Origin of the sequence: Winogradskyella sp. Asnod2-B02-A, assembly GCF_045063645.1 — a bacterium.
Lineage (GTDB): Bacteria > Bacteroidota > Bacteroidia > Flavobacteriales > Flavobacteriaceae > Winogradskyella.
Window position 1 is genome coordinate 1 of sequence record NZ_JBEFOG010000027.1, and the last position, 13,323, is coordinate 13,323.

Annotated in this window: 10 protein-coding genes; 6 read left to right on the top strand and 4 right to left on the bottom strand. The window is 33.2% G+C overall.

The features are described from left to right. Window positions 1-2,040 (bottom strand): PKD domain-containing protein (locus ACJJVO_RS08145; protein ID WP_405572703.1); only part of this gene is annotated, 2,040 nt, incomplete at its 3' end. A 101-nt stretch (window positions 2,041-2,141) separates the two neighbouring features. After that, window positions 2,142-2,597: a hypothetical protein gene (locus ACJJVO_RS08150; protein WP_405572706.1), complete on the bottom strand. Its 456-nt coding sequence runs from the start codon at window positions 2,595-2,597 to the stop codon at window positions 2,142-2,144. A gap of 199 nt (window positions 2,598-2,796) precedes the next feature. Here ACJJVO_RS08150 and folE point away from each other — a divergent pair, with 199 nt between their 5' ends. From folE to ACJJVO_RS08180, 6 genes are all read left to right on the top strand, one after another. Beyond that, entirely contained in the window at window positions 2,797-3,474 is a 678-nt protein-coding gene (gene folE / locus ACJJVO_RS08155; RefSeq protein ID WP_405572709.1) for a GTP cyclohydrolase I FolE, read from the top strand. A gap of 58 nt (window positions 3,475-3,532) precedes the next feature. Then, window positions 3,533-5,014, top strand: a complete 1,482-nt coding sequence (cysS, locus tag ACJJVO_RS08160; protein ID WP_405572711.1) for a cysteine--tRNA ligase — start codon at window positions 3,533-3,535, stop codon at window positions 5,012-5,014. A gap of 2 nt (window positions 5,015-5,016) precedes the next feature. Beyond that, a complete protein-coding gene (yidD, locus tag ACJJVO_RS08165) occupies window positions 5,017-5,253 on the top strand; it encodes a membrane protein insertion efficiency factor YidD (protein WP_282032120.1) in 237 nt (78 codons plus the stop codon). Window positions 5,254-5,681: 428 nt separating this feature from the next. After that, entirely contained in the window at window positions 5,682-6,506 is an 825-nt protein-coding gene (gene lgt, locus ACJJVO_RS08170; protein ID WP_405572714.1) for a prolipoprotein diacylglyceryl transferase, read from the top strand. Continuing rightward, entirely contained in the window at window positions 6,506-7,009 is a 504-nt protein-coding gene (locus tag ACJJVO_RS08175; protein WP_405572715.1) for a DUF192 domain-containing protein, read from the top strand. Before lgt ends, ACJJVO_RS08175 begins: the two co-directional genes overlap by 1 nt. After that, on the top strand, window positions 7,002-7,865 hold the full coding sequence (locus ACJJVO_RS08180; protein WP_405572717.1) for an alpha/beta fold hydrolase: 864 nt from the start codon (window positions 7,002-7,004) through the stop codon (window positions 7,863-7,865). The genes ACJJVO_RS08175 and ACJJVO_RS08180 overlap by 8 nt, the downstream gene beginning before the upstream one ends. A 79-nt stretch (window positions 7,866-7,944) precedes the next feature. Here ACJJVO_RS08180 and ACJJVO_RS08185 read toward each other — a convergent pair whose 3' ends face one another. Further along, the gene (locus ACJJVO_RS08185) at window positions 7,945-10,023 is read right to left on the bottom strand and encodes a PKD domain-containing protein (RefSeq protein ID WP_405572720.1); all 2,079 of its coding nucleotides are present in this window, start codon (window positions 10,021-10,023) and stop codon (window positions 7,945-7,947) included. A gap of 164 nt (window positions 10,024-10,187) precedes the next feature. Continuing rightward, on the bottom strand, window positions 10,188-13,244 hold the full coding sequence (gene secDF / locus ACJJVO_RS08190; protein ID WP_405572723.1) for a protein translocase subunit SecDF: 3,057 nt from the start codon (window positions 13,242-13,244) through the stop codon (window positions 10,188-10,190). Between the last annotated feature and the right edge of the window lie 79 nt (window positions 13,245-13,323).

Sequence of the window (13,323 nt, forward strand, 5' to 3'; positions counted from 1 at the left end):
ATCTGCATCATCAAAACTTAAATGATAACTCACATTGTAATCTGATGAGGGTTGTGATCCTAAAATAATCGCAGTCTGTGACTCTAAATCGAACTCTGAAAATCCATCATTGCTCTCATCATCACATGTCTCTAAATCTGAAACTGGATTGATGGTGGGTTGGCCGTCTACATTTAGAATAAAAGACAAAATCTCAAAACAACCAGAACTCAAATATTCTACTCTAATAAATACAATTTCTCCATCAGTACCAGAATAACTTCCAGTGTCAGTTATAGGATTAATGTCTGCATTTGCATCTCCAAGTGTATTATGGTAAGTAACCACTAAATCCGAAACATTTGTTGCACTAGCAAGAACTACTGCTGTATTAGATTCTAAGTTAAAAATATAAGGAGGGATACCCGTATCACAGATATATAAATCATTTGGACTCTCAGTAATAACCTCAGGTAAAACTTCTATACATACATCTTTTGTATATTCACAACCAAAATCATCTGTAACTTTATATGTATAACAGTATACACCTGCTGCTGATGGTTGAACTGTAATTACATTTCCGGCTGTATTAGTGATAGTAGCATCTGCATTCCATGCTTCAGTTTCAATTACGGGTGTAAATGACAATTCTGGAGGTTGAAGATTTGGATCAAACTCTATTCCCCATGCAAAAACATGGCCATTATCTGCTCCTAGATTATCTACAATTCTTATGGTCCAATCTCCATTAAGAGGAGAACCAAGAAGACCATTCAATGAGTTTATAGAACTATAAGTTCCTTCTGGAACAAATGAATCATTATAAGTTGCAGGTCCATCACCATTAGGAAACGTACCACCTGTTTGAACACCTCCTACTAACGTTGGAAACCCTCCTGTAGGCACAAAACAATACTGACTACCTGTTCCTGGAGTTGTATTATTACTATCACCGTCAACAGTTCCTGTAGCCCAAGGAATACCTAAATTAGCACTACCACCACCTTGATCATGCATTCTAACAACTTGACCATTAGGAGAAATAATTTCGATATCTAAATCCCCCAAATAAGAATGCTCCATAGTTACACATATACTAATCAATTGGCTAATATCTGTTAACTCTTGATCAGAATCATAACAATCTACAGTAATAGAAGTCTCATAAACAGCACCACTTCCATCTGGTAAAAAGGTAATACCACTTACAGGAGGTGTACAATTATTTATAAACTCAACAGCTTCAACTTCACCTGTAATATCTGTATTATCACCAAAACAAAGCACAGATTTTGCTGCTTCAGTACCTGAGAAATCAGGTTCAGTAGCTACTTGAATAACCTGATTAATTAAATTATTATTATCACATCCTAATGGATCAACAGAAGTATTAGCGTCACGAATATTTAAATTCACAATATATACACCTGGATCAGGGTATGAAAATGTAGCTGTTTGACCAGATGCCGTATTTCCGTCTCCTAAATCCCATTCATAAGTAGCTCCAGCTCCATCAACTGAAAACACACCGCTTCCTGTTAATGTAATTTCTTCGTTAGGACATACTCTAATATATCCATCTCCATTTGGAGCTGGAGATGTAGAATCAATTTGAGAGTTAATAGTTTGACAAGGTGTTAGACAATTAATATTCGCTGCCCATCCATCAATACTACCAGATCCACTTGACACAAATTGAATGGTAATACAGCCTGATGTATTATCTTCTGTAGCCTGCACTAAACCAGGAGTATTGGTCCCAGAAAAATCTCCAAAAGAAGTTGCTGCAACACTATCTCCATCATAAATTGTCATTACATCAGGTGTTGCACCTAATTGTGTGGAAAATGATATAAAATTTAATTGTATGGTTTGCCCTGGCTCTTCAGGACAAATAGTTAAAACAAAATCTTCATCATTAGAATAGTTACCAAATTCACCGCCCGAATCATAAAATATGCCTCCACATTGACTTATAGTTGCGGTTTGCATATTTACATCTTGAGCCAATAATAGCGATGAAAATAATAGAGGGATTATTGTAATTAAATATTTCATGAGTTTACTTTTATTGTTCTTTGTTAGTGTCACTATTTGTTAGCAGTTAATAATAGAATAACATTGCTTTTAATACGCTAGCTTCAAACGACGATACTATTTTATTGGTACTGAGATTTAACGATGATATAATAATTTGTATTATCCACCTGAAACAAACCAGCTTCTCTTGAATAAAAATTCAAGTCATATTTTAATGGATTAAAATCATTAGGATTAAACGCTTTAGCATCTGCAGAATTTGAATCATTAAATAAAGACACTTCAGATAATTTAGGACAGGTTTTTTTATCCTTAACATCTGAAATTAATTTAATAACAACTCTATTCCTAAGAATATGCTTTATGCTTTTTAATCGATGCGGCATATTAAAGACAAGTTTCTCTGCAGAATCACCATAAACTTCAATAATTTGAGCACGCTCTTTAGCAGTTAATGGCAAATTAACATTAGCATCAAACTTTGCTAATGGAAGTGCATTTTTTTGTTTTGATTGTTGACCAGACATGCAAAAAGGCATGATTATTAAAGTCATAATAATTAGTATTTTTTTCATAGCTTAACCATAATAATTAGAATTTCGAAAATTAAGAAAATTTTATATAACCAATTGTTAATTCGTCAATGATATTGACTTTTTAACGGTTTTACATATATAACAGTCATAATTAAAAATCTCCTACCTTTATATGAAACTATTTTTATTGTTTATCTTTGTTTTTTGTTTTTAAAAACTGATAAACAATTATTTTATAATGAAAATTGAAAATGATTTTAATGATATTGATGCACTAGGTGATGATCACCTAAGTTCATCTAGTGAAACTCCTTTGAGAGCTGATGCTTTTGAATTATCTAGCAGCGAAAAAATAAATATCATTAAAGGTGATGTAAAGCATATTTTAGAAACTCTAGGCTTGGACTTAACTGACGACAGTCTTAAAGGCACTCCAAATCGTGTTGCTAAAATGTTTGTAAACGAAATATTTAGTGGCTTAGATCCTGATAAAAAACCAAACGCTTCTACCTTTGATAATAAATATAAATATGGTGAAATGCTAGTGGAAAAAAACATTACTGTTTATTCTACTTGTGAGCATCACTTACTGCCTATAGTTGGTAGAGCACATATCGCATATATTTCTAATGGTACTGTGGTAGGATTATCTAAAATGAATAGAATTGTAGATTATTACGCCAAACGACCTCAGGTTCAAGAACGTTTAACAATTCAGATTGTAAAGGAACTTCAAAACGTTTTAAACACAGATGATGTTGCTTGCGTTATTGATGCAAAACATTTATGTGTAAATTCTCGAGGTATAAGAGATATTGAAAGCAGTACTGTTACTTCAGAATTTGGAGGTAAATTTAAAGAACCAGATACGCGAAGAGAGCTTTTAGAATACATAAAATTAGAAACGCAATTCTAGCTTTCATTTTTTTAGATTAAATTACTTAATATATTGGTTCATTTTTCAAAATAGCATCATGTCGTTATACACTTCAAATAAATTAAAAATATATAATACACTCTCTGGGGAAAAAGAAGTTTTTGAACCAATAACTGAAGGCTATGTTGGCATGTATGTATGTGGACCAACTGTTTATAGTAATGTGCATTTAGGCAATGTAAGAACTTTTATGTCTTTTGATATGATTTTTCGCTACTTAAAACACTTGGGTTATAAGGTGCGTTATGTAAGAAACATTACAGATGCTGGACATTTAGAAAATGATGCAGACGTTGGAGAAGACAAAATCACTAAAAAAGCAAGATTAGAAGCTATAGAACCCATGGAAATCGTTCAGCGTTATACGGTAGATTTTCATAATGTACTAAACACTTTTAACTTTTTACCACCAAGTATTGAGCCTACAGCCACTGGTCACATTATTGAGCAAATTGAATTAATTCAATCCATAATAGATAATGGCTTTGCTTACATTGTAAATGGCTCAGTTTATTTTGATGTACACAAATACAATGAATCTAACGAGTATGGAATTTTAAGCAAACGAAAATTAGAAGATTTAATTCATAATACGCGTGCGCTTGATGGACAAAGTGATAAGAAAAACCCTCAAGATTTCGCCCTTTGGAAAAAAGCAGAACCAACTCATATTATGCGTTGGCCATCACCATGGAGTGACGGTTTTCCTGGATGGCATTTAGAATGTACAGCCATGAGCACCAAATATCTTGGTGAATACTTTGATATCCATGGAGGAGGTATGGATCTAAAATTCCCACATCACGAATGTGAAATCGCACAAAACCAAGCCGCAAAAGGACAGGCACCTGTAAAATATTGGATGCATGCCAATATGTTAGAACTGAATGGTGCCCGTATGAGTAAATCGACTGGTAACTACATAAATCCGGCTGAATTACTATCAGGAGACAACGATATAATGTCTAAGGCATATAACCCTAGTGTTATTCGCTTTTTTATGATGCAAGCCTCTTACCGAAGTGTTTTAGATTTAACAGATGCTGGTTTGGCTGCTGCTGAAAAAGGATTCCATAGACTTATGGATGCCATTAGTTTAATCGATCTTTTGAAAACAGCAAATACATCATCATTTAATGTTGCAGAATGGAAGCAGAAATGCTACGACGCTATGAATGATGATTTTAATACGCCTATTTTAATTGCTACGCTTTTTGAAGCTGTTAAATTCATTAACCAAGTTAAAGATGGAAGCGCAACAATAACTGCTGATGATCTTATACTTCTAAAAGAAACTATTGAAACTTTTGTGTTTGATGTACTTGGTTTAGTCAATATTTCTAAAGAAAATACTAGTAACGACAAATTAGCTGGAGCCGTTGACATTTTAATCAATCTCAGAAAAGAAGCACGATTAAATAAAGACTTTGCATTGTCTGATAAAATTAGAGACGAATTAGCTGAAGCTGGCATTCAACTTAATGATAGTAGGGAAGGCACCACTTTTACGACTAACTAATAGTGAAGAAATTTTTAACCTATCCGTTTCTATTTATTATTAAAGTCTATCAGACCATAATATCTCCATTTACTCCGGCTACCTGCAGATATCAACCTACATGCTCACATTATGCTAAGGAAGCTCTTGAAGTTCATGGTTTTTTTAAAGGAGGCTGGTTGGCTATAAAGCGAATTTTTAGTTGCCATCCTTGGGGAGGAAGTGGTTTTGACCCTGTTCCAAAAAAGGATGACAACTAAAAATTTTGCCAACGCGCCAGCTCGCCCGTTCTCTAAAAATGTACTCCGTACATTTTCTTTACGTTCCGTCGCCTTGGGGAGGAAGTGGTTTTGACCCTGTTCCAAAAAAGGATGACAACTAAAAATTTTGCCAACGCGCCAGCTCGCCCGTTCTCTAAAAATGTACTCCGTACATTTTCTTTACGTTCCGTCGCCTTGGGGAGGAAGTGGTTTTGACCCTGTTCCAAAAAAGGATGACAACTAAAAATTTTGCCAACGCGCCAGCTCGCCCGTTCTCTAAAAATGTACTCCGTACATTTTCTTTACGTTCCGTCGCCTTGGGGAGGAAGTGGTTTTGACCCTGTTCCACATAAAGAAGATTAATATTACGTTAATCTCATTTTCAATCGCAATCAAAATATTATATTTACCGAATAAAGATAATTTCTATGTTTCTATTACACATTGATTGGGATCCTATTAAATTTATTGATCTCGGATTTTTTAAACTTCATTTTTATAGCCTAATGTGGATTACAGCCTTTATTCTAGGCTTTCAGATCACTAAGCGTATTTATAAAAATGAGGGACAATCTGAAGAATCGTTAGATTCCTTATTCATATATTCTGTATTAGGAATTATGCTTGGCGCAAGATTAGGTCATGTTATTTTTTATCAATCAGAACTTATAACCGAAGATTTTTTTAGCATCTTTTTACCATTCAAGTTCAAAGGAGGTTTTGAATTTACAGGCTTTCAAGGTTTAGCGAGTCATGGTGCTGCTATTGCTATGATTATTTCAATGTATCTCTACAATAAAAAAGTACTACATAAAACGGTGCTTTGGATTTTAGATCGCGTAGTAATTCCTGTAGCTTTAGGAGCTGTATTTGTTAGAATAGGAAACTTTATAAATTCTGAAATAATAGGAAAATATACTGGCAGCGATTTTGGAGTTGTGTTTAAGCAATTAGGAGAAACTGCTCCAAGACACCCTGCACAACTGTATGAAGCATTCTGCTATATTTTTGTATTTCTAATTCTCTTTTACTTCTATTGGAAAACTAAAAAATCTGAACAGCAAGGCTTTCTATTCGGCCTATTTTTAGTACTACTTTGGACGGTAAGATTCTTTGTAGAATTTGTTAAAGAAGCTCAAAACCCAGAACGTGCAGATTGGTTATTAAACACAGGTCAACTACTAAGCATTCCTTTTGTTTTAATCGGATTATACTTTATGTTTATCTACAAACCCAAAACAAAACTAAATTAATGAACTTTCAACGGTTTCTATCAACAGTACTTATTGTTTTTGGACTTACATTACTTTCTTCATGTAAAGAAGACAAGAAAGCAGTGCCTGAAGACAAAGTGGTGGTTAATTTTAAAAACGAAGGTACACTTACACTAAAAAAGGCAGATTCAGATACTATAATTAAGACCATAGATATTGAAATTGCCGACGATGATTACGAAACACAAACTGGTTTAATGTACAGAACCAAACTTGAAACTAAACATGGTATGCTATTTATATTTGCAGACACGCAAATGCGTAGTTTCTATATGAAAAATACCAAAATTCCTTTAGATATTATTTACATTGACGAAGATCTATCTATTGTTAGCATTCAAAAGAACGCAAAGCCAATGGACGAAACTTCGCTGCCATCTGAAGCACCAGCAAAATATGTTTTAGAGATTAATGGTGGTCTTTCAGACACATGGCAAGTTGCCGTTGGAGATAAGATCAGTTTTACATTAAAAAATGAATAGATCGCAAGATCTATATATCAACACACCTTTAGGACACCAATTAAGCCTTACTTCTTTTAAGCCACAATGTTCAAATAATAAAAGTATTATCATTTCTTCAGCCACTGGAGTATTACAACATTATTATTTTAAGTTCGCTTTATATTTTTCAGAATTAGGTTATACAGTTTATACCTTCGATTATTCTGGAATTGGAAAATCACATTTGAGTATTACCCACTTAAAACAAAATACTAATGATTTAAAAGCTTGGGGAGAAAATGATCAAGCGTCTATTGTAAACTATGCAAAATCACAAAATTCAGACCATAAAATAACCATCATTACGCACAGTATTGGAGGTCAAATATTAGCCTTCAATAAAGAAATCTCTCAAATAGATGCTATAATTACTATTGCATCACAAAGCGGTTATTGGAAACATTGGAAAGGTTTTGAACGTTTTAAGATGTTTACGTTTTGGTATGTGCTCATTCCTACACTTACTCCTATATTCGGATATTTTCCTGCAAAGAAGTTAGGACTTTTTGAAAATCTACCTAAACTAATGGTTTATCAATGGAAACGCTGGGGAAAACACAAAGATTATTTACTGAGCGAATTTGAGTTTAATTACCTTCAATTCAAAAATTATAATAAACATTTGCTTGTGTTAAGTTTTACTAAAGATGAATTTGCTTCAAAATCATCAGTAGATTGGTTTGCTCAACAGTTTTCTAATGCTAATGTAGATAGACGGCATATAATCCCAAAAGACTTGGGTATTTCTAATGTTGGACATTTTGGATTCTTTAGAAATCAATTCAAAGCGTCTCTATGGAAAATGACGCATGAATGGATTGAGAATAATACTTAACTATTAAATTATTATTTTAAAGAAAAAAAAAAAAAAAACACCTCTCTATTAAGAAAGGCATTTTTATAATTCTATAAATCTATAGCTTCACTAATTTCTTTACAACATTTAACCCAAATTCCTCATTAGATATCTCTAATAAATAGGTCGATTTTTCTAATTCTCCTAGGTTATTAATTGTGATTTGGTTAGCGCTAATTGAATGAACATTTTGGTATACCATACGACCATTTAAGTCATAAATAGTAATGTCCAATTGACTTCCTGTTAAAATAGTTGGCACATTTATTATTAATTGGTCGCTAAATGGATTAGACAACACTTTAATATCATCTAAGTTAAAATCATCTAAACCTAGTGTATCTCCATCAACTCCATCACAGTTTTCATCAATCGCATTGCCCTCAGAATCTTCTGCATCTGGATTAATTAAACCATCAGTATCATTACAATCTAAACCATTTACAACATATCCTAAAGGAGGAGTATCAGAACAATCTTCAATTGTACTATTAGGATCACCATAACCATCACCATCTAAATCTTCATAATACGTTATTGGAGATGCTCCTTCTTCTGTTACATTAACACACACTTCTTTAGTGTATTCACATCCAAAAACATCTACAGTTCTAAACGTGTAACAAAACTCACCTGCAGATTCTGGTGCTACTGTAATTGTATTGCCATTAACCTCAGTAATACTTGAGTCAGAATCCCAAGATTGTGATACAATAGTTGGAACAAAATCAAAATCTTCTAATTGCAAACTACTATCAAAATTTAGTTCCCATGAAAAGACATATCCATTATCTTGAGCTAAATTATCAACAATATGAATTGTCCAATTTCCATTTAATGGAGAACCTAATAACCCTTCTAAAGGATTTACAGAACTATAATTTCCTTCTGGCACAAAACTATCTACATACGTATTTGGACCATCACCTGTAGGAAAAACACCACCTAACTGCACACCATCTACAAGTGTTGGAAATCCACCATTAGGCACAAAACAATAATCAAACCCATTACCTGGTGTGACATCAAAACTATTACCATCCACACCACCTGTTGCCCAAGGAATACCTAAATTAGCAGAACCACCTCCTTGATCATGCAGTCTTACTACTTGACCATTGGGAGATATAATTTCTATATCTAAATCCCCTAAATACGAATGTTCCATATTTAAACAAATGCTTTCAATCTGACTAACATCTGTTAGAACTTGAGCAGAATCAAAGCAAGTTACATTAATAGATGTACTGTAAGCCGCTCCGCTACCATCGGGTAAAAAGGTTAATTCACTTTCTGGTGGAGGACAATTATAAACTAAAGTTAATGGATTTACAACACCTATTAAAGTCGTCGTTTCTCCAAAACACAAGGTACTATCTGTTGCTTGCGTATCTAAAAAATCAGGTTCTCCAGAAACGCGTATTACCAAATTTATACTATTTGTATTTGGACAACCTTGAATAATATCATCTGTATTTGTATCTCTAATATCTAAATTCACTAAATAGACACCTGGTATGTTATATGAAACGTTAATCGTTTGACCCAAAGCCGTATTACCATCGCCCAAATCCCAAGTATAACTTGCTCCTGTTCCATCAGTTTCAAAAATACCACTACCACTTAAGTTTATATTATCACCTATACAGACCTCAATAATACCTTCTGCATTTGCTATTGGAAAGGTTGAATCTAATACAGATGTAATTTCTTGACACGGAGTTGTGCATGATATGTTTGCTGCCCATCCTATATCATTATCAGTAGAATTAGATGTAAACTCTATTGTTAAACATCCTGTTAGATTATCGAATGTAGCAATTAATACACCTGGTGATTGCGTACCTGAATAGACTCCAAGAGATGGAGCAGACACGTCATCTCCATCATAGATCGTTAAAAGATCAGTATTGAGTTGGGTAGAAAACTCTTGAAAATCCAATCGTGTACGTTGTCCAATTTCTTCAGGACAAATTGTTATAATATAACTCTCATTATCTGCGTAATTTACGAATTCACCACCAGCATCATAAAATGTTCCTGAACATGCAGTTATTGTGCCATTTTGCATAAGAACATCTTGCCCAAAACTGCAAAATCCTAACATTAAGAATAATAAGCGTAGTAAATTTTTCATTTTAGCGATTTTTTATATTAGTAAAACTGTACTTCTCCCTTTAAAGATACATAAACTGTAAAAAGGTTGCGTAAAAAGATCAATAATTATAAAACAAAAAAATGCCTTTCAATTAAGAAAGGCATTTTAAATTCTGAATATAATTCAAAAAATACTATAAAGACTTAAGCTTCCTCATCGTCTTCTTTTACTTTTTTCTTAAGTGCTTCTGTTGCATTACCTTTCTTAGCAGTATCATACATAATTGGTGTTGCAATAAATACAGAAGAATAGGTACCAACAATAACACCAACGATTAATGCAAATAACAAATCTTTAAGTGAATCTGCACCAAATAAAAACATCGCTAATAATACAACCAAGGTAGTTAAAGACGTATTTAATGTTCTACTAATAGTACTGTTTATAGAACGATTAATAGTGGTATCAAATTTCCAACCTAAGTTTTCATTGAAATATTCTCTAATTCTATCAAATACAACAACAGTATCATTCAGCGAGTAACCAATTACCGTTAAGATTGCAGCAATGAACGTTTGGTCAACTTCCATGCTAAATGGCATAAATCTCCATGTTAAAGAGTAGATACCTAATACAATTAAAACATCATGAAAAACTGCAGCCACTGCACCAAGAGAGAATTGCCATTTCTTAAATCTTAATAAGATATATAAGAAAACCACAACTAAAGACCCTAAGATGGCCCAAATTGAAGATTTTTTAATATCATCTGCAATCGTTGGACTTACTTTACTCGATAACATTTTACCGATTGCTTTATCTCCAGATCCATCTAAAAACTCAGCATAAGTCATTCCTTCTGGAAGGTATTTTTGAAGCGTTGTAAACAACATTGATTGTACTTTTTCGTCAGCTTCATTAGAACTGTCTTCAACCAAATACTTCGTAGAAATCTTTAATTGGTTTGGACCACCAATAGTTTTTACCTCAGCACTCTCAAATACAGCGTTAAGATCATTCTTAACCTCTTCAACACTCATTTCTTGATCAAAACGCACTTGGTATGTTCTACCACCAACAAAATCAATACCTTGATCTAATCCTGTTGTAAAAAGAGAACCTAAACTTGCTAAAATGAACGCTCCAGAAATGATATATGCAATCTTACGTTTCTTTAAGAAATCAATATTAACATTTGTAAATAAATTTTTAGTTAAACCTGTAGAGAATTCTAATTTACCACCTCTATTTACATACCAATCAACTAATAGACGTGTAATAAAAATTGCTGTAAATAATGATGTTAAAATACCAATGATTAATGTTGTTGCGAAACCTTTAATTGGACCAGTACCAAAAACAAATAATATTAAAGCAGTTAAACCTGTTGTAATATTCGCATCTAATATTGAAGATAAAGCGTTAGAGAAACCATCTTTAATAGATTCTTTTTGCGATTTACCTTTTGCTATTTCTTCTTTTATCCTTTCAAAGATAAGAACGTTCGCATCGACAGAAATACCAATCGTTAATACAATACCTGCAATACCAGGTAACGTTAATACAGCTCCTAAGCTTGCTAATACACCAAAAATTAACAGGATGTTTAATAATAATGCAATGTCTGCAAATCCACCAGCTTTTCCGTAGTAAAATATCATCCAAAGCAGTACAAATGCTAAAGCAATTACAAATGATTTCATACCACTATCAATAGCTTCTTGTCCTAATGATGGTCCTACCACATCTGCTTGTACAATTTCAGCAGAAGCAGGTAATTTACCAGCTCTTAAAACATTTGCTAAATCGACAGCTTCTGTTAATGAAAATGCTCCAGATATTTGAGAATTTCCTCCAGCAATTGGGCCAGAAGATACACTTGGTGCAGAATACACTATATTATCTAATACAATGGCAATAAACCCTTGAGTTTCATAAGCTTTTTTGGTCATTTCTTCCCAAATCTTAGCTCCTTTAGCGTTCATCTGCATACTCACAGCTGGTCTACTTACCGGATCGTAATCTTGCCTAGCATCCGAAATTACTGCACCACTTAATTCTGGTACTCCATCTCTATTTCCTTTTATAGCATACAATTGTGAAAATTCAGAATCTTCTTCTTGAAGACCCCAAACAAATCTTACATATCGCATTTCTGCTGGTAAAGATGCTCTGTTTTTTGGTGCATTTAATTGCTCCATAACTTTTTCTTTGTCCTTAGCTAAGAACATACCAACAACAGAACCACCATTTCCATAACCTTGAATACCTAAAGGGTTTATATTTGCTACGTTAGTAGAATCTGTTTCTATCTGACCAGTTAACTCATCAATTGCACTAGAAGTTTCATCCTGAACCTCAGTTGCATCTACAACCTCTTCTGTAATTTCTTCTTTTGCCTCTTTCTTTTCATTTTCTTCAATCAAATTTTGGTTAACTTCCATTAAATATGGTAAAACTTCTTGAGTTTTATATGTTTCCCAAAACTGTAATTGTGCTGTTTTAGTTACTAAATCCGTAACACGCTCAATATCTTTAGCGCCAGGTAATTCTAAAAGAATACGACCTGAGTTACCTAAACGTTGAATGTTTGGAGATGTTACACCAAACTTATCTATACGTTTACGTAATACTTCGAAAGCTGAAACTATAGACTCGTCTATTTTTGTTTCAATGATACTTTTAACTTCGTTATCTGACATATCGAATTTAATCTCATCACTTAACGTTCTGTTAGCAAAAATATCTGGAGATGCTAATTTAGTATCACCTTTAATAGCATCAAATGCAGTAAAAAACGATTGTAAATATGAATCTTGTGAATCTTTTTGTAATTCTTCAGCATCATCTAAAGCCTTATTAAATACAGGATCTTTAGTATTATTTGCTAAACCTTTTAAAATATCTCTTACTGAAATTTGAAGAATAACATTAATACCACCTTTAAGGTCAAGGCCCAAATTCATGGCATTATTCTCAACTTCAGTATAAGTGTATTTTGCAAAACCTAAGTTGTAAACGTCAATAGACTCAAACTTATCTCCTACTTTAATTTTAGAAGTTTTTAATGAATCTAAGTAACGAACCTCCTCTATGTTTCGCTTAGTTTGATAATCGTCTTCTGTTTCTGCGTACTTAGCAATTGCCGCTTGCTCAGCCGTATCTTCAATTTGATTTGCTCTAAACGTAAATGATAATTGGTAAATACTTACCAAACCAAATAAAAGCGCAAAAAGCTTAATTAATCCTTTGTTTTGCATTGTAATTGTTTATTTAATATCGAGTTTTAATTATAATTTTCTGGGCGCAAATATAGCCTTTACACCAAAACCCGACAAT

Coding starts and splice junctions, on each gene's coding strand:
- ACJJVO_RS08150 (WP_405572706.1), bottom strand. CDS start 2,597: ATGAAAAAAATACTAATTATTATGACTTTAATAATCATGCCTTTTTGC.
- folE (WP_405572709.1), top strand. CDS start 2,797: ATGAAAATTGAAAATGATTTTAATGATATTGATGCACTAGGTGATGAT.
- cysS (WP_405572711.1), top strand. CDS start 3,533: ATGTCGTTATACACTTCAAATAAATTAAAAATATATAATACACTCTCT.
- lgt (WP_405572714.1), top strand. CDS start 5,682: ATGTTTCTATTACACATTGATTGGGATCCTATTAAATTTATTGATCTC.
- ACJJVO_RS08175 (WP_405572715.1), top strand. CDS start 6,506: ATGAACTTTCAACGGTTTCTATCAACAGTACTTATTGTTTTTGGACTT.
- ACJJVO_RS08180 (WP_405572717.1), top strand. CDS start 7,002: ATGAATAGATCGCAAGATCTATATATCAACACACCTTTAGGACACCAA.
- ACJJVO_RS08185 (WP_405572720.1), bottom strand. CDS start 10,023: ATGAAAAATTTACTACGCTTATTATTCTTAATGTTAGGATTTTGCAGT.
- secDF (WP_405572723.1), bottom strand. CDS start 13,244: ATGCAAAACAAAGGATTAATTAAGCTTTTTGCGCTTTTATTTGGTTTG.